The 20,656-nt window shown below is 43.8% G+C and carries 19 protein-coding genes; all 19 read left to right on the forward strand.

What is annotated here, in order from left to right:
• Positions 1-120: 120 nt before the first annotated feature.
• The 19 genes from KIH87_RS04020 to KIH87_RS04110 all read left to right on the forward strand — a co-directional run bounded on the left by KIH87_RS04020 (position 121) and on the right by KIH87_RS04110 (position 20,557).
• Positions 121-1,590, forward strand: coding sequence for a PfkB family carbohydrate kinase (locus KIH87_RS04020; RefSeq protein ID WP_232360251.1), 1,470 nt, complete (start codon positions 121-123; stop codon positions 1,588-1,590).
• Positions 1,587-2,327 carry a nucleotidyltransferase family protein gene (locus tag KIH87_RS04025; protein WP_232360252.1) on the forward strand — a complete coding sequence of 247 codons (741 nt, stop codon included), beginning with the start codon at positions 1,587-1,589 and terminating at the stop codon, positions 2,325-2,327. The genes KIH87_RS04020 and KIH87_RS04025 overlap by 4 nt, the downstream gene beginning before the upstream one ends.
• Positions 2,328-3,872, forward strand: a complete 1,545-nt coding sequence (locus tag KIH87_RS04030) for a hypothetical protein (RefSeq protein ID WP_232360253.1) — start codon at positions 2,328-2,330, stop codon at positions 3,870-3,872.
• A gap of 36 nt (positions 3,873-3,908) precedes the next feature.
• The gene (locus tag KIH87_RS04035; RefSeq protein ID WP_232360254.1) at positions 3,909-4,703 is read left to right on the forward strand and encodes a phytanoyl-CoA dioxygenase family protein; all 795 of its coding nucleotides are present in this window, start codon (positions 3,909-3,911) and stop codon (positions 4,701-4,703) included.
• A gap of 43 nt (positions 4,704-4,746) precedes the next feature.
• A complete protein-coding gene (locus KIH87_RS04040) occupies positions 4,747-5,583 on the forward strand; it encodes an N-acetylneuraminate synthase family protein (protein WP_232360255.1) in 837 nt (278 codons plus the stop codon).
• 113 nt (positions 5,584-5,696) lie between these two features.
• A complete protein-coding gene (locus tag KIH87_RS04045) occupies positions 5,697-6,320 on the forward strand; it encodes a KdsC family phosphatase (RefSeq protein ID WP_232360256.1) in 624 nt (207 codons plus the stop codon).
• 37 nt (positions 6,321-6,357) lie between these two features.
• Complete coding sequence (locus KIH87_RS04050) at positions 6,358-7,062, forward strand: acylneuraminate cytidylyltransferase family protein (RefSeq protein ID WP_232360257.1); 705 nt, start codon at positions 6,358-6,360, stop codon at positions 7,060-7,062.
• Complete coding sequence (locus tag KIH87_RS04055) at positions 7,059-7,871, forward strand: SDR family NAD(P)-dependent oxidoreductase (RefSeq protein ID WP_232360258.1); 813 nt, start codon at positions 7,059-7,061, stop codon at positions 7,869-7,871. The genes KIH87_RS04050 and KIH87_RS04055 overlap by 4 nt, the downstream gene beginning before the upstream one ends.
• A 180-nt stretch (positions 7,872-8,051) precedes the next feature.
• Positions 8,052-8,900, forward strand: a complete 849-nt coding sequence (locus KIH87_RS04060) for a sugar phosphate isomerase/epimerase family protein (protein ID WP_232360259.1) — start codon at positions 8,052-8,054, stop codon at positions 8,898-8,900.
• Entirely contained in the window at positions 8,893-9,657 is a 765-nt protein-coding gene (locus KIH87_RS04065) for an SDR family NAD(P)-dependent oxidoreductase (RefSeq protein ID WP_232360260.1), read from the forward strand. The genes KIH87_RS04060 and KIH87_RS04065 overlap by 8 nt, the downstream gene beginning before the upstream one ends.
• Before the next feature lie 82 nt (positions 9,658-9,739).
• Positions 9,740-10,603: an SDR family oxidoreductase gene (locus KIH87_RS04070; RefSeq protein ID WP_232360261.1), complete on the forward strand. Its 864-nt coding sequence runs from the start codon at positions 9,740-9,742 to the stop codon at positions 10,601-10,603.
• Between the two features lie 264 nt (positions 10,604-10,867).
• Positions 10,868-11,638, forward strand: a complete 771-nt coding sequence (locus KIH87_RS04075) for an EAL domain-containing protein (protein WP_232360262.1) — start codon at positions 10,868-10,870, stop codon at positions 11,636-11,638.
• 367 nt (positions 11,639-12,005) lie between these two features.
• Entirely contained in the window at positions 12,006-13,082 is a 1,077-nt protein-coding gene (locus tag KIH87_RS04080; RefSeq protein ID WP_232360263.1) for a methyltransferase domain-containing protein, read from the forward strand.
• A 118-nt stretch (positions 13,083-13,200) separates the two neighbouring features.
• A complete protein-coding gene (locus KIH87_RS04085; protein ID WP_232360264.1) occupies positions 13,201-13,422 on the forward strand; it encodes an AbrB/MazE/SpoVT family DNA-binding domain-containing protein in 222 nt (73 codons plus the stop codon).
• Positions 13,423-13,467: 45 nt separating this feature from the next.
• Positions 13,468-13,896, forward strand: a complete 429-nt coding sequence (locus KIH87_RS04090; RefSeq protein WP_232360265.1) for a PIN domain-containing protein — start codon at positions 13,468-13,470, stop codon at positions 13,894-13,896.
• Positions 13,897-13,988: 92 nt separating this feature from the next.
• Complete coding sequence (locus tag KIH87_RS04095; RefSeq protein WP_232360266.1) at positions 13,989-14,936, forward strand: DUF2608 domain-containing protein; 948 nt, start codon at positions 13,989-13,991, stop codon at positions 14,934-14,936.
• A gap of 280 nt (positions 14,937-15,216) precedes the next feature.
• Positions 15,217-18,876, forward strand: a complete 3,660-nt coding sequence (locus KIH87_RS04100) for a 6-hydroxymethylpterin diphosphokinase MptE-like protein (RefSeq protein WP_232360267.1) — start codon at positions 15,217-15,219, stop codon at positions 18,874-18,876.
• 92 nt (positions 18,877-18,968) lie between these two features.
• On the forward strand, positions 18,969-19,799 hold the full coding sequence (locus tag KIH87_RS04105; protein ID WP_232360268.1) for an FkbM family methyltransferase: 831 nt from the start codon (positions 18,969-18,971) through the stop codon (positions 19,797-19,799).
• 125 nt (positions 19,800-19,924) lie between these two features.
• On the forward strand, positions 19,925-20,557 hold the full coding sequence (locus tag KIH87_RS04110; protein ID WP_232360269.1) for a class I SAM-dependent methyltransferase: 633 nt from the start codon (positions 19,925-19,927) through the stop codon (positions 20,555-20,557).
• Positions 20,558-20,656: the final 99 nt, after the last annotated feature.

Raw genomic sequence — 20,656 nt, forward strand, 5'->3', positions numbered from 1 at the left:
TTTTCAACATTTCCGATAACCTGTTTAAGTGCCTAAAAAGTCGCTTGTGTTTTGGTAGAGAAATTGTCAATCTTCGCACCGAAGCACTCGCGTGTGTCACAGGTTAAACAATGGGCGACCATGAGTAAGAACAGTAACACCAAGCATTATAACAATAAGAAAAGTCGAGTATTTATCTCCGGGATCTTCAACGTATTGCATCCTGGACATATCAGGCTGTTTAAATTTGCATCCGAATTAGCGGATGAAGTGGTTGTGGGTCTGCAAATGAAGACCGAGCACGACCATAATATGCTCGACGATAACGAGCGTCTGCAAGCATTACAAGCCGTGAGCCTGGTCAATAACATTGTCCTGATCCATGATTTGGTAGCAGTGCTTAACGAGCTGAAACCCGATTTGGTATTGAAAGGTAGTGAGTTCAAACATCGCGATAATATCGAAGAAAGTATCGTTCAGGCTTGGGGCGGTAAACTGGTGTTTAGCTCGGGTGAAAACCAGTTCTATTCCGAGAAGTTTATCCATCGTAATGGCTACAAGAATGAAGCCCATTTCCCCACTGCTTATCGTAACTACATTACTCGCCATCAAATTAATCGCGCTTTAATTGAAGATGCCTTAAGCAAGATCAGTGCAACCCGAGTGGCGGTGATTGGCGACATTATTCTGGATGAATACATTGATTGCGATCCGGTAGGACTTTCTCGCGAAGACCCTACTATTGTGGTGACTCCGACCGATTCTAACTTATTCGTTGGCGGTGCAGCCATTGTGGCGCAGCACACTCGTACTTTGGGCGCGAATGTTGATTTTTATTCAGTGGCTGGTGTCGACAGCAGTGCCGACTGGCTGGAAACCGAGATGTCAGCGCATGGTGTAAATACTTTTATTTATCAGGATGATTCACGCCCCACGACGGTAAAACGCCGTTATCGCACCCAGAATAAAACCCTGTTGCGGGTTAATGAATATCGTAGTCATTCATTAGCGAAGAATCTTCAAAAGCAATTGTTAGAGGATTTTGAGCGCAATATCGATAGCTATGATTTGGTGGTGTTTTCTGATTTCAGCTATGGCTTATTAACCACCAACTTTATTACTCAGTTGCAGGCTATTGCCAAAGCGCATGGCGTGAATATGGTTGCCGACAGCCAAACCTCGTCGCAGCGTGGAGACTTAAGCAAATTCAAAGATCTGATGCTGGTTACGCCCACCGAAATTGAAGCCAGGCTGGCGGTTGATAACCACGACAATGATATTGGTTTGGCGGTGGTGATTGAAGATGTGGCGCGTCAGTTGCGTTCTGAGCATGTGATTATTACCCTGAGCGCCGATGGGGCATTGATGCTGGATTTCACCGATCCTTCCAATCCTCGTTTGGATTCACTTCCTGCCTTGAACAAGAACCCGGTGGATGTATCGGGAGCGGGAGATCTGTTGCTGATCACCACATCATTGTTGAAGCAAATCGGTTGTGACTTATGGCATGCTTCGCTAATGGGCATGGTGGCTTCCGCTATTCATATCAGCCAAGTGGGCAATAAGCCCATTGATATGAAGAAAGTGCGCCAGTATCTGGATCAAATATGAAGGCATTTTTATTGGCGGGTGGCTTTGGCACCCGCTTAAAGCCAATGACCGATCATACGCCCAAATGCTTGGTAGAAATCGACGACAAGCCCTTGTTGCAATACTGGCTTGAGCAATTGCAGTTATTGGGTTGCTCGCACATTTATATCAATACTCATTATCTGAATGAACAGGTTGAAGCCTTTGTTGCATCGTCGTCGTTTAAAGACATGGTGACTTTGATCCATGAACCTGAATTATTGGGCACCATGGGTTCGATTCGACACAATCGAACGCTGTTCGATGATGATGCGACGTTAATCGCTCACGCCGACAACTTCTGCCTGACCGATTGGCAAGCGTTTAAAACTGCCTACGAACAGCGCCCTGAACATTGCGACTTAACCATGATGCTGTTTGAAACACCCACGCCCTGGAGTTGTGGCATTGTTAAGAGTATTAAGCAGGATGCCAGTCACATTCTCAGCGATTACATAGAAAAGCCGCAAGACGCTAAGCAACACCCTGAAAAATACGGCAACCTTGCCAATGCAGCGGTGTTTATTGCTAGCCAGAAAGCTTTGGATGATATCTGTGCCATGCCGGATGATTGCGATGACCTTTGTCGTGATTATTTGCCACTGCAAATTGGCAAAGCCAATGTGTTTGTCAATCACGATGTGCATATTGATATTGGCACACCGGAAACTTATGCCATGGCAAATGACTTAATGCAGCAACGCCGAGGAACTGCATAAGTGTTGCAGCATAACGAAAAAAGTATGGTGGATGTGTTCGTTAGCATGGAGCGGGTGCTTCCAGTGCATGAGTTCGAAATGCACGGTGTGAAGGTGTGGCCTTATGTGCGCTTGTCGATTAAAAACAAACTGGATTCGTATTTTTTGGTGAACAAAGGCAAAGTACCGGTTCATCGTCCCGAGCCTTCAATGGGGCAAAAGCTGCGACAACTTGCTCAAATTACCGGCAGTGCGCTTAAGCTTTCCTGGAGAGCTCTAAGGCATTTTTCTGCGAATCGTTTTGCCTTTGTTCGTCAGTTTTTCCAATCAAGACCTGTCGATTTTCTCATGTTCTGTTTTAACTCCGAGTACATGCAAGTAGGCGAAAAACAGATTAATCGTAACCTGATGGGTATCCTACAAGGGCTAAAACAGTCAGGCCATGAGAACTATCAAATATGGGAATACACCAGTGTTCCGGATGTGAAAATTAAGCTTGATTTTCCCGGTTTTAATATCACTCCCTTGAGCGCCATGCTGAATGAATGGTGTCGTTGGCGTATTGCTTTATCGTGTTTTTTCAGTCAAAAAGAAGCGCCTTTTGTGCAGCAAGTGAATGATTATCTAGCCCTGCATGATATTCCAGTGAAGCTGGAAACCTACAAGCTTGATCACGAAGTGCGTCGAATCGTTTGGTTAGCCAATATCATTGAGCGCTTTTTGCGACTACATAGTGTGAAAAAAGTCATCAATATTTGTTATTACGGCTATTTGGGGATGGCGGTGAATCTGGCGTGTTACCGAGCGGGTGTGTTGTCTATTGAGTATCAACACGGTGTTCAGACTCAGTTTCACCCAATGTACAGCAATTGGCGTAATGTTCCGGAAGAGGGCTATGAGCTGTTACCGGAAGCTTTTTGGGTGTGGGGCAATGCCACCGAAAATATGATAACGGATTGGGCGCAGTCGCATTCATTTCATAAGGTACTAACCGTCGGGAACGCCTGGCTGGAGTTCTTCAAGCAGCAAATACAGTCACAGCAGCATAAAGAAGATGCCTTGTTACCGGTATACCAAAACAAAACCCTGATTCTGGTATCGCTACAGGCTTTTCCCGAGCATTATCAGAGCCATGTGACAGAAGTGATGCGTCGTTCGCCTGATGATTGGGTCTGGATTTTAAAAGAGCATCCCAGATATTTACTCACACCAGAGCAACTACAGGCTGAATTTGGCGATATGGTAGCGAAAGGAAAGGTCGTTCTGGAGCGACGTTTTTCTATTTATGAGCTATTAAGCTTGTTGCCGATTAAGGCGCATTTAACGGCATATTCAACGGTTGCCTTTGAGTGTGAATACTATGGTGTGCCGACGGTGTTCTTCCATGAGAACGGCATAAATGGAAATTCTGAATTAATTCCTCAAGCTAACCATTTATTTGCGGCACTTGATGCCGATACCCTATATAAGTGTGTGGAAAAGGCATTGCAATTGACATCCATTAAGCCGATTTATATGGCTGAACACATTACCGTTGTGGATGAATTACTTAAAGATGTCGCTTGATTGAATAGTCAATGCTTAAACTAAAAAGGTAAAACAGTGATTAAGTTGTCCTCATTAGTGCGGTTTGCCAAGTACGAGAAAAAGTATGGTATGCACAAATTGGCGCTGCTGAAGAAGCCCATTCAGTCGGATGTACTGAACGTGGGCTATCACGTTATTCCTGATTTTTGGACTGCCGAGCAATGCCAAAAAGCGCGCGACTTAATCGACCATTTCCTGGATTCCCCTGAGCGAGAGAACATTAAGGTTTGGGCGGATGAACTGGGCGCAGATTTGCGCATTATGGGCGCTAACCATTTGTCCTCTGATTTGGATATTTTTAGCGACGCGCAAGTCAACGAGATTATTACCAGCTTGTACGGCGTGGATGCTTTGAATGGTTTTACCATGGCCGCCAGAATGAAAGCCGTGCAAGGAAACCTGGGTTCAGGGCAAGGTTGGCATCGCGACAGTTGTATTGAACATCAGTACAAAGCCATTTTGTATTTGTCGGATGTGGATAGTAACACCGGGCCATTTCAATACTGCCCGAAAAGCGGTAATGCGCTGGACATAGTGCGTTTTGAAGGTCGCACACATATCGACATGGATCAGAGCCGATTAGATTCCTATGAACACCATATTTTGCAGCAACCTGTCGATGAGCTATGCGCTCCGGCGGGTTCATTGGTGATTGCCAATACGCGAGGCATTCACCGTGGAAAACCTATTGTGGCAGGGCAGCGCTATGCCCTGACCAATTATTATTGGAAGAAGAGCATCCCTCAGCACATAGTGCCCTACTTAAATGATGTACAAAACCGAGGGATGAACGAACAAGCTGTTCACTAGAACAGAACCGTATTAGCAGAGCAATTAAAAGCCGGAGAAGAACATGAGTATTTTTATCATTGCTGAGATTGGTATCAATCACAATGGCGACTTGGATCTTGCCAAAAAGATGATTGATGTCGCTGTGGAAAGTGGCGCGAATGCCGTGAAATTTCAAAAGCGCACACTGGACAAAGTGTACACTCAGCAAGAGTTGGATGCGCCGAGAGAAAGCCCGTGGGGCACAACCAACCGCGAGCAAAAACAAGGTTTGGAATTTGGCGTAGAAGCGTTTCGTGACATTGATGCCTACTGCAAAGACAAAGGCATTGAGTGGTTCTTCTCTGCATGGGATGTTGATTCACAATTGTTGATGCGTCAGTTTGAATGCAAATACAATAAAGTGGCTTCTGCGCGTATTTCGCATATGCCATTGCTTAAAGCCATTGCGGAAGAGAAAAAGCACACGTTCATTTCTACCGGCATGGCAACAGACGAAGAAGTCGACGCGGCAGTGGCCTTATTCCGCGAAATGGGCTGCCCGTTTGAACTAATGCATTGCGTCAGCACTTACCCTGCCAAAGTCGAAGACTTGAACCTGAAATGCATCTACACGCTGCAAGAAAAATACGGCTGTGACGTAGGCTACAGCGGCCATGAAACTGGCTTGGCAACCTCTGTTGCAGCAGCGGCGATGGGCGCGACTTCTGTAGAGCGCCACTTAACCCTGGATCGCGCTATGTATGGTTCTGACCAGGCTGCATCCGTAGAGCCTCAAGGTTTTAAGCGTTTGGTGCGCGATATTCGTGCCATCGAATCTGCCATGGGTGATGGTGTTAAGCGTATTTTGGAAGCGGAAAAGCCTATTGCTGCCAAATTGAAACGCACCGAAGATTTATAAGTTTATCTTCGTTGGAAAAGAGGATCCTCCGGGGTTCTCTTTTCATATGAGTCTTTTTGACAGGACTTTGATTTTCCTCACCAACACAAAAGCATGACAGAAGTGAGTGAGTTTTGAGACAAAGCGACAAGCAACGATTGCAAAAGCAAATAGCCAACCTGATAGCCGCTGAAGGCTTGCCTGCCAGCGCTGCGCCAACAATAGAGGCTGCATTCCTGTTGTGGCAGAAAGATGGGCTTGAATCTCATAGAAATAATGCAATTCCAGCACAAAAACTGCAGCCTATCGAATATGTGTTTTTTGATTTCGATGGCGTGATGACCGACAACAAGGTGTATACCGATCAACATGGCAACGAATCTGTTATGTGTGATCGCGCTGACGGCTTGGGGATTAAACAGCTTAAGCAGCAAGGAAAGCAGGTCTATATTTTGTCAACGGAAGCGAACCCGGTGGTAACCATGCGAGCGAAGAAGCTCAATATCGAGTGCTTCCATAATTGCAGTAATAAAGCGGAATTTATGTTGGCCTGGATGCAAGACAACTGCGTTCAAGCAGAAGAAGTGGCGTTTGTTGGTAACGACATTAATGATTTGGAAGTGATGAAAGTGGTTGGCTTGGCGCTTTGCCCTGCCGATTCTGACACATCCATTTTAGCCATTGCCGACTATGTTATTCCACGCAACGGCGGCGATCGCGTTGTGCGCGAAGTAGCCAGCTTGTGGCATATCGAATAGTGGCATAAGAACTAAGTTACTTAATCAAGGTGTTTAGGTGAATATAGCCTGTATTATTCCTGCTCGTGGCGGTTCCAAAGGGATCCCCGGCAAAAACATTAAATCTCTGGCGGGGAAGCCGTTAATTTGCTGGAGTATCCAGCAGGCATTGGAAAGTAAACTGATCAATCGGGGCGTTTACGTGTCATCCGATAGTCAGGATATTTTGACTGTTGCCGAGCAAGCCGGAGCGACAGCGATTAAGCGCCCGGATGAGCTGTCGTCGGACTCGGCTTCTTCCGAATCAGCACTGGTTCATGCTATTGATACCATTCGCGCTCAGTCCGACATTGATTTAATCGTTTTCTTACAATGTACATCGCCTATTCGCAAGCGTGACGATATTGATAACGCCATTACCACTTTGCAACAGCAACAGGCCGACAGCCTGCTTTCGGTTTTGACCATCAAGGACTATTTCGTTTGGCAAGCCGGTTCAAATGAACAAAGTGCCAGTTCGGTAAACTTTGATTATCAGAACCGCAAGCGCCGTCAGGATTTGCCTACGCAATACCTTGAAAATGGCTCTATCTACGTATTCAAACCTGAGATTCTGGAACAGTACAATAACCGACTTGGCGGCAAAATCGCCTTGTATCCCATGGAAAAATACTGTTCACAGCAAATCGACGATGAAGCTGAATTTATGTTGTGTGATGCTATCTTACGAGGCTTGAGTGAAGAATCCGGGGTGGCATTGTGAGCACTGACAACTCTAGAACCAACAAACCCTGCATCGTTGTAACCGGTGCTACGGGTTACTTTGGCGGTTATTTTGTTGAAGCCTTAGCGCAGGATTATCACGTTCTGGCGATGGCACGGAATCTGGAAAAGCTGGAAGCCATGCAGCAACGATTGGGCGATAATGTCACGCCGGTCTGTTGCGATTTATCGGATCTGGAACAAGCTCGCACATCGATGCGTTATATCATGCGTGAATATAATGTGGTCGGCTTGGTCAACAATGCCTTTCCTCTAGGCAAGGCAACTGGTTTTAATACGCCCGACGGTGCGTTGGATAAAATCACCACTGACATGATGTTGAACGCCTTTTCCGCTGGTGCAGTCGCGCCTATGGTGCTGATTCAGGAATTCGGCAATGCCTTGATGGAACGAAAAGCCACGGGCAAAATCGTTAATATCTCCTCTATGTATGCTTCGGTTTCCCCCGATCCTGTTTTATACGAAGGCAAAACCACCTTTAATCCGGTTTCCTATGGTATGACCAAAGCGGCGCTGGAATACCTGACCAAATACGTTGCCAGTTTTTGGGGAGCCAAGGGTATTCGTTGTAACGCTATTGCGCCGGGGCCGTTTCCCAATGTGGAGTTTGACAGTGAAAATGCCACACGAGATAACCAGTTTCTGGATCGCCTAAGAGCGAAAAACTGCAACCATGAAGTGGGGCATCCAACGCAACTGTTGGGCGCTTTGCGCTTGCTGTTGTCTGACGATGCTGAATTTATTAATGGCGAAGTGATCCGGGTTGATGGCGGCTGGACGGTGCGTTAGCGGGTTGTGGAGACTCTAGGAACGGATCCAGTCGAGTCTGCGATCAATTTCTGTAGGTGACTTGCAGTTATGCAAACTTATTTAGCATAGTTAGCGTCAGGGCTAATTTTATTCTACGATCTGCACTTGAGCTTCTACATCGTAAATAGCCGTTGCGAATAAAAAGGTAAGAACCAAATCATGAATAATCCTTTAGGTATGATGCAAGGTCGATTGTCGCCCCGAAGCGACGGTCGTTATCAATCTCACCCTGTCATGCATTGGCAAAATGAATTTTTTGTGGCTAAAACATTAGGGCTGCAATTAATCGAATTCATTCTGGATAGCTGGTCGCTGGAACACAATCCATTGCTCACCAATGAAGGCCGAGCCGAGATTCAAAGAGTGATGAAGCGAAGCGGAGTTGGCGTAAAAAGCATTTGTGCCGACATTTTTATGGATTACACCTTCGCCAGCGACAATGACATTCATGATCCCGCACAAGCGCTTTCTTTGTTGGAGCAATTGATTCATATCGCGGATGAACTGGATATTCAGGACATCGTTATTCCTTGCGTTGACCGCTCATCGTTGCCCGATGACGTGAGTCAGGCGCGTTTTATTGAACGCATATCGCCGCTTTGCCAGTTGGCGGTAAATCATGGCGTTAGAATTAACATTGAAGCCGACTGGGAACCGCAAACTTTTGCTCGTGTGTTGGATGGCATTGGGCGAGACAAGGTCTGGGTGAACTACGATATTGGTAATTCGGCATCGCTTGGATTCGATCCAAGAGAAGAGTTTGCCGCTTACGGACATAACATTTCAGACTTACACATCAAAGACCGCAAGCTACACGACGCATCGGTGGTGCTAGGCACAGGTGATGCAGATTTCGACTTTATTATTCAGTGGTTACAGCAGAATCAATTTTCCGGTCACATGATTTTCCAGGCCGCCAGAGCCGATGATTACATTGACGATTTACAATTAGTGCGCTCTCAAATTGCCTGGTTTAAACAGCGCTGGCAGGAAATTGCAAATGGCTAAGGCGAGTGAAAACGGAAAGAAGGCATTGGTAACAGGCTCAACCAGTGGTATTGGCTATGCCATCGCTTATGCGCTATTGGACGAGGGCTACCACGTTATTCTTAATGGTCGTGATGCTGAAAAAGGGCAACAGGTTTTAAACAAGTTTAAGCAACAGTTTGAGCATGTGGATATGTTGATTGCAGACGTTGCCACACCTGCTGGAATTCAGAGCTTGCAATCTTATATTCAAGAGCATGATTTGGCTTTTGACCTCGTGGTTTCCAATGTAGGCAGTGGACGTTGCAGCAATGAATTGACTGTGTCTATGGACGAGTATCAACGCGTGTTTGATACCAACTTTTTCTCTGCCGTGAACGTGTGCCAGTTAACCATTGGTAATATTAATCGCGGTGGCGCGATTATCATTATCAGTTCCATTGCCGGTGTTGCGCCAATAGGCGCGCCCATTCCTTATGCTTGTGCCAAGGCGGCACTGAACATGCTGGTTCAAGAATGGGCGATGCGCACCGCTAAAGACGGCATTCGCGTGAATGGTATAAGCCCGGGCAATGTCATGTTCCCCGGTAGTACCTGGGACAAGAAAATGCAGGAAAACGCCGATAAGACCAGGCAATATATCGCTGACAATGTGCCACTAAACACCTTTGTTGAGCCAGACGATATTGCCGATATGGTGTGCCAAATCGCTCGTTCCAGGTCGATGACAGGCCAGAATATTGTGCTAGACGGTGGGCAAACTCTCGGGCGTTCATGATAGTTCGTTATTAGAATCTTCCTTGAACTGATTTCGACCTCCATTATCAAACTGTCAAAATACTAAAATCTAGAGAACCAATATGATTAAAACAGGATCTAGTGCCAAATTTAGCGCCGATTTGTCCAATAAACGAGTGGTCATTACCGGAGCTGCCGGACTTTTAGGAACTGAATATTCTCGTACCTTGGCAAGTTGCGGAGCTACGTTGGAATTGGTCGATATTGATATTCAAGGGCTTGAGCAACTACGTGAACAGCTACGTGAGCAATTGACCTCGAAGTTTCCTGAAAATGTTTGTCATATCCATGCCGTTGATATTACGGATGAATCTCAGGTGAGTGAACTCGCTTCTCGTATCGCGAATTCCTTGTCTGATGATGAAGAACTGGCCTTGATTAACAATGCAGCCATAGACGCCAAAGTTGGCGGCGGACATGGCAAGAACTTGTCTCGCCTGGAAAATTTCAGCTTGCAGCAATGGCAACGTGAAATTGATGTGGGTTTAACTGGCGCGTTGCTGTGGTCGAAACATCTGGGAACTGTTATGGCTCAACGTGGTTCGGGCATAATAGTGAATGTCGCTTCGGATCTTGGCGTTATCGCACCTAACCAGAATCTCTACAAGCAAGATGATGTTGCCGACGACTTGCAAAATGTAAAACCGGTAACTTATTCGGTGATCAAACATGGCTTGATTGGCTTAACCAAATACCTCGCTACTTATTGGCCGCAACAAGGCGTGCGTTGTAACGCCATTGCTCCCGGTGGCGTCTTTAACCAACAGCCGGATGAGTTTGTTGCCAAGGTTTCGTCGTTAATCCCAATGGGCAGAATGGCAAAAGTCGATGAATACAACGGTGCCATGCAGTTTTTACTCAGCGATGCCTCACAATATATGAATGGTCATGTGTTGGTGATGGATGGTGGACGCACGGTTTGGTGATGACTCGGTGTATCTGAGACTACCTTATCCTGTAGGGAGCTTTTTTCCAAAGGAGTGAATGTTTATAAGTGTAGAATTGTAGGCAACTCTGTTGTTACTATTCTAAAAGCCGCTGAACTGATCAAAATGGAATTCTAGAGAAAGTGTTCTCTAACAAGTCATTTAAAAATGGAAAGCATTGTTTGTTGCTTTCACTCCGTTCAACACGTTAACCAACAATATTTCGCCGCTTAATGCGGGTGTTAAATTTTATGAGGCTGTTAAATGGAACAAGAAATGATGATTTATGACAGGTTTTCATGTGAAAACTGTGCTGATAGAAACACTCTTGATTTTGATTTCACAATGGCTTTCCAGCCTATTATTAACTGCAAGACTCATGAAATTTATGGATATGAGGCATTAGTTCGCGGGTTGAATAATGAATCTGCTTTTTCAATATTGTCTCAAGTGAATGATGATAATCGTTATTTATTTGACCAGCACTGCCGGATAAAGGCTATTGCTCTGGCGTCTAAACTTGAACTTGACTCAATGCTTAGCATTAACTTTCTTCCCAATGCGATATATAAGCCAGAGCGCTGCATAAGAACAACATTAGACGCAGCTAAGAGGTATGGTTTTCCTGTCGAAAGAATCATGTTTGAGTTTACAGAAGCTGAGAAAATTGAAGATACGGACTTAATCAAAAATATTGTTGCTCATTACAAAAAGTTGGGCTTCCAAACCGCAATAGATGATTTTGGCTCTGGCTATTCAGGTTTGAATTTATTAGCTGATTTTCAAACCAACCTTATCAAACTTGATATGGAGCTTATCCGCAATATCGACAAGGACACAGCTCGCCAATCAATAGTACGGAACTGTTTAAACATCTTTCGTGATTTAAATATTACTCCCTTAGCTGAAGGCATTGAGACTAGAGAAGAATTTAAATGTTTACGCGATTTAGGTATTGAATTAATGCAAGGGTATCTTTTTGCTAAACCTGGTTTTGAAGAGTTACCACAAGTTGATTTTTATGCTCTTGAATAGGCGGGTAAATTTAATATAACCCGTTTTTTGTGAAGGCGAACAAAAACTGGCAGCTTTGTGCTGTCCCATACTATTAGTCACCCACAGAAAGTTGTGAGCAGACCCTCAGCAACATGGAGGCGGCTGTGGAGCCTCAAGGGATTGATTCACGGCGAGTCTGCGATAAATTTCTGTGGATGGCTTGCAGCAAATAATATAGTTCAACGCCTCCCTCATATTAAGCCATTCAGACAAACTATGCCGATGGCACTAAAGTTAAGTGCCCCTATTCCGTTAACATATGAAGCCGTTAATATAATAGGCTGTTAATCTAAACATTCGGTTTTATACCTAATAACCCTTATTCGCATAGTCATTGGAGATATTCATGCAGGTTGAGCGTGTCAGTGCTGATCATTTGGTAGTGCAACATACTGCCGAACTAGAGCTGGTTCGGGATTTGTTAGTGATTCAGCAACACCCAATTTGTTTTGTGGTTGATGAGCAGGGTGTGTTTGTTGGTGCCATCACAAAAGGCGATTTGCTAAAAGGCGAGCCGTTGGCTAATGAAAGTAATGGGACGCTTTACTCGGCTGGAGCGATTTGTAACCGCAACCCCAAACGCCTGCAAGAAAGTAAGCCCGACAGTGTTATCTCCAGATATTTTAACGAGCGAATCACCTGTATTCCCTTACTTGATAACAACGGCAAATTAGCCGCGTTAGCAAGGCCGCAAAGCAAGAATTTACGTTTGAATCTGAATATTGGTGCGGGAGCTCAGGTTTTTGATGGTTTTATCAATCTGGATGTTAAGTCTGATTGGTATGAGCAGCATCACAAGGAAGCGGACAGTGCGCAATTTGTGGAATACGACATTCTTACCGATGTCCTTCCCTATGACGAAAACACTGTTGATAACATCTACCTTTCCCATGTCGTTGAGCATATTAGTAATGATGCTGTGGCTAATTTGCTTGCTGATTGTGTTCGAGTGCTAAAACCGACTGGGGTTATGCGTATAGCCTGCCCCGATGCGGAGTTTTTGGCTCATATCAGTAGCTTTCAAAATGACTTTTGGTATTGGCGTCGTGACTGGTTTAGGTTACATGCCAACCATATGGATGCCAAGGACATCACTCAATTCGATTTTCTGGTGCGTGAAGTGGCAACTGAGAGAGTGGGGCAAGTTCGAGCAGAGGATTTTGCCGAAGATTGTTTAGCGCCTGAAAATCGCATTGCAACCTTGGAAAAACTGGTTGAAGGATTGAGTTTTAACAAAGATCACATTGGCAATCATATCAACTATTGGACCTTTGATAAGCTGAGCAAGTTTGCGCAATCGGCTGGGTTTACACATATCGTACGTAGTAAATACCAAGGCTGTATTTCACAGGATATGAAAGGAAAAGAGTTCGATGCTACGCGCCCGGAAATGTCTTTGTATGTGGATTTGGTTAAGTCTTAAATTGAAGTTTTAAAGAGAACTTTTAAATTATTTGGGTTTTACTCTTGCTTTGAAAGTAAAACCTTGCTAACTTTTTAAGCAGTTAAATATTATTGATTTCAAGACAAGCTTAAACGTCATGGCAAAGGTTAGCGCAAAAAGACAGATTTCCCTTCCTATCGAGCAGTGTGCTCAGGCTCATATTAATGTGGGTGATGAGGTTGAATGCTACGTCGATCGCGAAGGTGTGATTTCCGTCGTCAGGAAATCGGCGGGCGCTGCCAAAGGCGTGTTAAGCCATATTCAAGTGAAAGAAAACATGACCGATGAAGAGTCTATGCGGTCAGCATTAGGTTCTTAAGGTCAGTGAGTGGAAAGTTAAAGGAATTTAAGGAGAAATCAGGGAATGATTGCCATTGATACTAACGTGTTACTGCGTTATCTGCTTCAAGACGACCCGCATCAATCACCTATCGCCAATCAGCTATTAGAACGCGCAGAAAAAGTGCTCATTACCGACGTTGTATTGGTTGAAGCTCTATGGACATTAAAAGGCAAAAAGTACCAATTAACTCGTGAACAGATCATTGATGTTGTTCATGCCTTGTTTGCCGAGTCGAATTTTATCTTTGAGAACAATCAGGTGGTATGGCGAGCCTTAAGAGACTTTATGCAAGTGATGGGTGTTAAAGTAAACGGCAAAACCCGGTTTGCAGATTTCTCCGACGCACTCATTGCCAATAAAGCCGTTAGCTGTGTTCATCTCGGGGAATTTGAATCTGTTTACACCTTCGATATTGCTGCGCAAGAGCTCGCTATTTGCCAGCGGCCGTAGTTTCCCTTTTTATTTATGAAAAAACTTCTCATATAGAATTCCCATGCTATGGTTACGCACTGATTTAATTGATCCTGCTAAGGAAATGGAAAATGAAAACAGTGTTTCGCCAAACGCTATTTGCTGCGTCTTTGGTTTTGCCTTTGGGCGCTTGTGCAGCAACGCCTCAATCAGGCCAATCTTCGAATCAAATTTCTTCTGATTCATTTAATACGGTTCTGGAATATGTCAAACAATGGAACAAGCCCGGAAATACACTGGTTGCTTCCGATAACGACGATACCTTAACCATGATGGCGTGCCCTGATTTGAGCAGTCCTAAAACCTGTCAATTCTTGGGCGGTGCAGCCTGGTTTTCATGGCAAAACGGTTTGTTGAAAGTGCCGGGTAAGCAGGCGGGTGAAGTGGCAGATAACTTTGATGAGCTATTGGAAATTTCTGCATTGTTGTTTTCCATGAACGAAATGGACTATACCGAAGATGCGGTTCCCAATGTGTTGCAGGAACTGGCTGCGATGGGTGTTAAAACCATGGTGGCAACGGCGCGTGGCAATGAAAACATTTCTGCCACTGAGCAGCAATTTGATGATTTGAATGTCACTGGCTTCGATAACCTGCTGGATTATTTCAGCAAGCAAGCACCAAATTTGGGTGATGATATTGAGCCGAATCCTTATTTAAACTGCACCAATAACAAAGCCATTAGTTATCGCAATGGGGTGATGTATCTGGTTGGGCAGAATAAAGGCCAGAATTTGCAATGTTTCATTCATGAATATAATCAGGACAAGCCAGCATCTCTGCAGATTACTAATCTGGTTTTCATTGATGACACTTTGAAGAATGTTGAAGATGTCACGGTTGCATTTCAAAAGTCAGGCATGGAGTTTGTCTCCATTCACTACACCGCTTTGCAGGAACATAAAGATGCCTTTATCAAAGGGGATAAAGCCGCTGAATATCAACAAGCGGCGACCAAGCGTTGGGAAATCTTGAAGCAGGCAATGGATAGTCAGTTATTAAAGCCTGTTGCCAAGTAATCGCATATACAAGGCATATCACATTGAGGCGGCGTTTAAGCCGCCTTCTTTATACTCTAATAGCCCGTTGCACTGGCATTTCCATTCAATAAAAGCCACGGATTGCCGACATAAGTACCTGAGCCGCGCATAAGAATGCATAAGAAAAGTTTTCAAGCGGGTTATTTGAGATGCATATGCCCAGTTCAGCATATTCGCGCTCTTACATTATTTGGAAACTTCAAGTAGTCTACATACTTAAAACGCGCAGATTTAGCCAAGCGAGTCATCGGATCAAGAAATGTTAAAGAACATCAGGTTGCACATCGAAAAAGATGAGCAAAAGCAGGAAGAATTAGAAGCGAAACTGGCAGCTAGCCTGCAAACTGTTCATAAAGATAATATTAATGCGTTTCAAAGGCACATTCCTTCTCTGATTCCTTACATCACTCAGGTTCAGTCTCAAAACCTTTCTATTTTTTGTAATAAGTTTGGTCAGTTCAATATCGTTGATTATGGTTTGGGACGTGTTTTATACGGGTTTGATCCGAAACAGGATGCGCAAGATCAAGTTGACGAGTTTTTGCGCCATGGGCTTTATGTCAACTTGACTCAAACGGGTAATGAATGCGACAAACAAGGCGACAAGCAAGCCAGCGAAAATCAACCCAATGCGCAAGTTGATATTGAGCTATTGGAAGCATTACCTGCGCTGGAAAAGCATCTGGAATATCCACCTGTACCTGACAAGATAGACTGCCTGGTGGTGATGGGGATTGGCCTTGGCTATCACATTCAAGCTTTGATTGAGGCTTGCTCGCCGCGTTTCGTTATTATTTATGAGCCTGAAGTTCAGTATTTTTCTTCTTCAGCAATGGTGTTTGATTGGAAGTCTGTGCTGATTTACGCCAAACAGAACAATATCTCGTTATTCTTTATGTTGGAGAAAGACGGGCGCGATATTTTGTCGAATATTGAAGAGTTGCGCGAGCAATTCCCCATCGACGGTTTTTATCTGTACAAACACTACAATCACCCGATTTTTAACTCGATTCAAAAGCAGCTTCTCAGCACTCAGTGGGATTCCATCAAGAATAAGGGCTTCCATTTTCAGTTTTCCGAAGACCCTAACCAATATACCCAGATATTTTCAGACACAACGCATTTGGAACAGTATCACTTAGCGCACAGAGAATCGGATCTGTTTCAGAAAAACATCAAGGCTTTTAACACTTATTTCCCCGCTATCGCCAAAGAGTTTAAAGAATATACCCCCAAAGTCTGGCTTCCGGTTGAAACGCCCGATGGTGAAATCAATCTGGTCAATAAAGACAATTTGATTTGTTGGTATAGCGATCATCCACAGCAAGACTGTTTAACCAACTTTAGAGGTTTTTCCGATCACCCTAATAAAGATGGTTTGGTGTTGGGATACAAAGGGAAAAAGCTCGCTCATTACCTGCATTATAAGTTTGTTAAAGAAACCGATGACTTGTTAGAAGCGGTTGAAGACGAAGAAGGCGCGTTACCTGAAAATATTCAATCCATGATTATGTTTGGCTTGGGTGTGGGTTATCAGCTTGAATCGTTGCTCCAGTCGCACACAGTTGAAAAGGTGTTTTTGTGTGAACCTAATCCAGACTTTTTCTATGGCTCCCTTTTCGCGATAGATTGGGAGACGATATTCCAGTCTATTGATGAAGAAAAAGGCAAGCTGTACATCAACATTGGGGATGATGGTACTAACCTGTTCAGAGATTTGTTGAGCCAGTTTTATTCCATTGGCCCTTATATTTTGAACAATACTTTCTTCTATCAAAGTTATTATAACGCTGATTTGAATTTGGCGATTAGCAAGCTGCGTGAGCAATTGCAGGTTGTTATTACCATGGGAGAGTATTTCGACCATGCGTATCATGGTATTGCACAAACAAAAGCGGCATTGCAGCGAGAAATTCCAAGCCTGATTCGAGATCCCAAGAAGGTATTATCCTTTTATGAAAGGGAAGTACCGGTATTTCTGGTCGGTAATGGACCTTCGCTGGATAAGTCTTTTGAAGTGATCCGCGAATGGCAGGATCAGGCCATTATCGTTTCTTGCGGCACAACGCTTCAAGTTATGCATCGCAATGGTATTGTGCCGGATTTCCATGCCGAAATTGAACAGAATCGAACCAGCTACGATTGGGCCAGTATTATTGGTGATTTTGAATACTTGAAGCAGGTATCGCTGATTTCCTGTAACGGTATTCACCCGGACACCTGTGATCTCTACAAAGATGTGTATATTGCTTTCAAAGAAGGTGAATCGTCCACGGTTTCAACCTTGTCTGTCATAGGTGAAAAAGACTTTTCGGTACTGCAATTTGCTTTCCCTACCGTCGCCAACTTTGCCTGTAATTTATTTTCAACGCTTGGATTTAAAAACCTTTATCTCATCGGCATTGATATGGGGTTTATCAACAATAAAAACCACCATTCCAAACAATCTGCCTATTACAAGGACGATGGTGCAGAGATGTATGATTATTCCAAGAGCACTAATACCTCGTTTGTGGTTCCCGGAAACTTTCGCAAAACGGTCTACACCAAGCATGAATTTAAAATTGCGAAAATGGTATTGGAACAGGCCATTGCTACTTCACCCAAAGATGTGAGTTTCTTCAACTGTAGTGATGGCGCCCAGATCATTGGCGCGGCTCCGTTAACCATTGATAGCGTTCTGGTTACGGCTTCTTCGGAAGATAAGCAAGGCGCGGTGTCGAAGTTAAAGAATAACGCCTTTAAACAGCTCGATAGTGAAGATGTGATTACCCGCTACGACAACCGATATTCGAAAGATATTTTAGCGAAAGAATTAGAGGCGTTTGGGAATTGGCTAAACAAGCCTGTTGCTACGATAAAAGAAGCCGAAGCCATGATTGATCAGCAAAAGAACCTACTGTTTCTTTCCTACCAAAACGGGCGTTCATTGCTGTTTTATTACTTATATGGCACGGTCAACTTTGCTAATGCCATGTTGACCAAGCTGCTGTATTCATCGAAGGAAAATGGCGTTGAGCAGTTTGGAAAAGGCTTGGAGATATGGAAAGAGTATTTTGAGCAATTCAAAGAGATGATGCTGGGGCAGCAAGATGCCTTTGATATTTCCACATCACCTAACGACCTGCTTAAACGTACCTATAAGGTGATGCAGCATAAATATAAACATAAGCGTGTGGCTGTCATCAATAATTCAGCCGGTTATGTGCAGGCGATGACCCACTTCATCGAGCATTCCTTGCAATTATTCGATATTGAGCTGGTGTTTCTCAATGAAGAAGAGTTCCTAAATAACGATTTCAGCAAGAGTAAAGCGTCGTTCGACTATGTGATTTATCATTTCGTAGAAGAGTTCGACGCGCCTGATCTCAGTTCACCTAATGAGGCATTGCAGTTTATGCAATTGAAGGGGGAAGCGGGAACTTTGCTGGTTGATTATCACTTCAACCGTAGTGAACTGGAGCAGCTTCATCAGCAATGGCAAGGCAATCTGACGGTACTGAAAATCGCCAGAGATCCAAGGCCATTTGAGCAATACACCTGGTGTAGTGATTTAGCGCGTACCGCTTTAGGTAGTATCTTTGGCGCATTGGAAAGTCATTATCATGTGATATTTGCCAAATATCCTGTCATTGAAAATTACGATGTTGAGGAATTTAAAGCGGCGGCTTGTTTTCCGGTAGAAGAGGGCGATCGGGTTTACAATCATTACCGACATCTGTGCATTGATTTTCATGGGGAAAAAGGCTCTACAGGGCTGATGGCGGTTGGAGATCGTGGGACTCACATCACAACACTTTCAGACCATACTCCCTTCGTTTCTTTTCAATCGACAGCTGAGCAATTTCAGGTCACTTGCCAGAAAATGCAGGAAATTTGTCCATTGGTCGTTAAAGATATTCCGTTTGCGTCCGTTTAATAAGGTACAGGTAATGCCGTATTGAGTAATATGGCATTAGAGGCTACTGAGTTTTACTCAAGTAATTCCAATGATAATGAGTATTCAAAGACATGATTAAGCGCATTAAAAGGCACATTAATGGAATAAAAAGATATTACAAAAGAGATGGCCTGGATGGCGTTGTCTATTACATAAAGCATCGTTTTTATAACCAGCTTATTCGCCCTGTTAAGTATTCAGATTTATTTATCCCTTTTAGCCCTGAGCGGTTATTGGCTAAAAAGTATGAAGAAACCTTTCCGGTTATTGATGATATGAATTTCTCAACCATGGGAAATTACAGTATTTACAACAAAAACAATCTATCGCCAGAGTCTGTGATCTATTCGCTTGGGGTACTGTCTGATACTCAATTTGATGATGCCATTAGCCATACCTATGGTTGTTCGGTTTACTTGTTCGACCCATCCAATATTGCCAAGGATCATATTGAGAAGGTGAATAACCCCAAGTTTGTGTTTTCCCAAGTAGGGGTTTGGAAAGAGACCTGTGATATTGAGTTTTCAACGCCGAAATACGGTGGTTCTCCTTCCATGATTTTGAAATACGATGGCAAGCACTTCGTGCATCGTTGTGTCGATTTGAAGGAAATCCTGGAACAAAACAATCATACCCATATTGATTTGGTGAAAATGGATATTGAAGGTGCAGCATTTGGTGTGATTAATCGAATGCTGGATATTGAAGTGTATCCAGGGCAAATCATCGCAGAATTTGAGCGGCCAAGAAGTGACAGCATTTTGGACTACTTTGGCTTCTATTCCGATTTAATGGCATTAAACGAACGATTAGTTGGTTTGGGCTATCGAGCCTATGTGATGCCGAGAGAAAAATTTAAATACTATTCGATAGAGTTAATTTTTGTGCGTCTGGATCACTAATTCATCTTTGATGACGAGCCCCCAGTTTTCTTCTGGTTTGATCAATGCTGGAGGAATCAGGGTTTCGGTCGATATTAGTTGGATAAGCACAGTTAACGAACAATATAAATGTGAGAACGTTGAAAATGGCTAAGCTTCATGAGTTAGGAATTAAATATGGCACAGATAAAACCGCTATTTCTGCCAGCGGTGATTTAAGTTACTTGCATATTTACGAGCACCTGTTTTCCACTCTGGATCAATACAAAGAGCTCAAAATTCTGGAAATTGGCGTCCGTGGTGGTAATTCCATCAATATGTGGCTGGAACGTTTTCCTAACGCAACGGTTGTTGGCATTGATATTTGTGAATGCGATTTTGAGGTGATTGACCCGGATCGTTTTATTTTTTATCAAGCCGATCAGAAAGACCTGAAAAAGCTGGGCGAAATTGGTTTAGCTCATAAATCTTATGATTTGATCATTGATGATGGTAGCCATTTGATTAGTGACTATATCGAAAGCTTCTATGTGCTTTATCCGTTCTTGCGCCGCACTGGTTACTACGTTATTGAAGACCTGTACAACAATTACGCCGAGTGGAACCTGACGCGCACCACTCGCCCTAATGGTGACGGCAGTGCCTTTAATGAGTTTCAAAACTTCGTTACCAAATCTATTCATTTAGGGCGTGCTTTTGATCAAACCAAGTCGAATTTCAATGTTTTCTCAATTCATCAATACCCGGGCTTTATGATTTTGAATAAAGGACTGGTTTAAATAAATGTACGTAACAGATAGTTTGGAATGTTATTTAGAAAGTTGTTAAAGAGAATTAGCGTTTTGATTTAGAAGCGTCCTAAGGCGCTTCACTTCCAC

Source organism: Paraneptunicella aestuarii, from assembly GCF_019900845.1.
Classification (GTDB): Bacteria; Pseudomonadota; Gammaproteobacteria; order Enterobacterales; family Alteromonadaceae; genus Paraneptunicella; species Paraneptunicella aestuarii.

Bases quoted from the DNA above. Each gene is read 5' to 3' on its own strand.
- KIH87_RS04080 (WP_232360263.1), top strand. From the start codon at position 12,006: ATGCAGGTTGAGCGTGTCAGTGCTGATCATTTGGTAGTGCAACATACT.
- KIH87_RS04075 (WP_232360262.1), top strand. From the start codon at position 10,868: ATGGAACAAGAAATGATGATTTATGACAGGTTTTCATGTGAAAACTGT.
- KIH87_RS04085 (WP_232360264.1), top strand. From the start codon at position 13,201: ATGGCAAAGGTTAGCGCAAAAAGACAGATTTCCCTTCCTATCGAGCAG.
- KIH87_RS04060 (WP_232360259.1), top strand. From the start codon at position 8,052: ATGAATAATCCTTTAGGTATGATGCAAGGTCGATTGTCGCCCCGAAGC.
- KIH87_RS04070 (WP_232360261.1), top strand. From the start codon at position 9,740: ATGATTAAAACAGGATCTAGTGCCAAATTTAGCGCCGATTTGTCCAAT.
- KIH87_RS04040 (WP_232360255.1), top strand. From the start codon at position 4,747: ATGAGTATTTTTATCATTGCTGAGATTGGTATCAATCACAATGGCGAC.
- KIH87_RS04110 (WP_232360269.1), top strand. From the start codon at position 19,925: ATGGCTAAGCTTCATGAGTTAGGAATTAAATATGGCACAGATAAAACC.
- KIH87_RS04020 (WP_232360251.1), top strand. From the start codon at position 121: ATGAGTAAGAACAGTAACACCAAGCATTATAACAATAAGAAAAGTCGA.
- KIH87_RS04065 (WP_232360260.1), top strand. From the start codon at position 8,893: ATGGCTAAGGCGAGTGAAAACGGAAAGAAGGCATTGGTAACAGGCTCA.
- KIH87_RS04095 (WP_232360266.1), top strand. From the start codon at position 13,989: ATGAAAACAGTGTTTCGCCAAACGCTATTTGCTGCGTCTTTGGTTTTG.
- KIH87_RS04100 (WP_232360267.1), top strand. From the start codon at position 15,217: ATGTTAAAGAACATCAGGTTGCACATCGAAAAAGATGAGCAAAAGCAG.
- KIH87_RS04105 (WP_232360268.1), top strand. From the start codon at position 18,969: ATGATTAAGCGCATTAAAAGGCACATTAATGGAATAAAAAGATATTAC.
- KIH87_RS04025 (WP_232360252.1), top strand. From the start codon at position 1,587: ATGAAGGCATTTTTATTGGCGGGTGGCTTTGGCACCCGCTTAAAGCCA.
- KIH87_RS04090 (WP_232360265.1), top strand. From the start codon at position 13,468: ATGATTGCCATTGATACTAACGTGTTACTGCGTTATCTGCTTCAAGAC.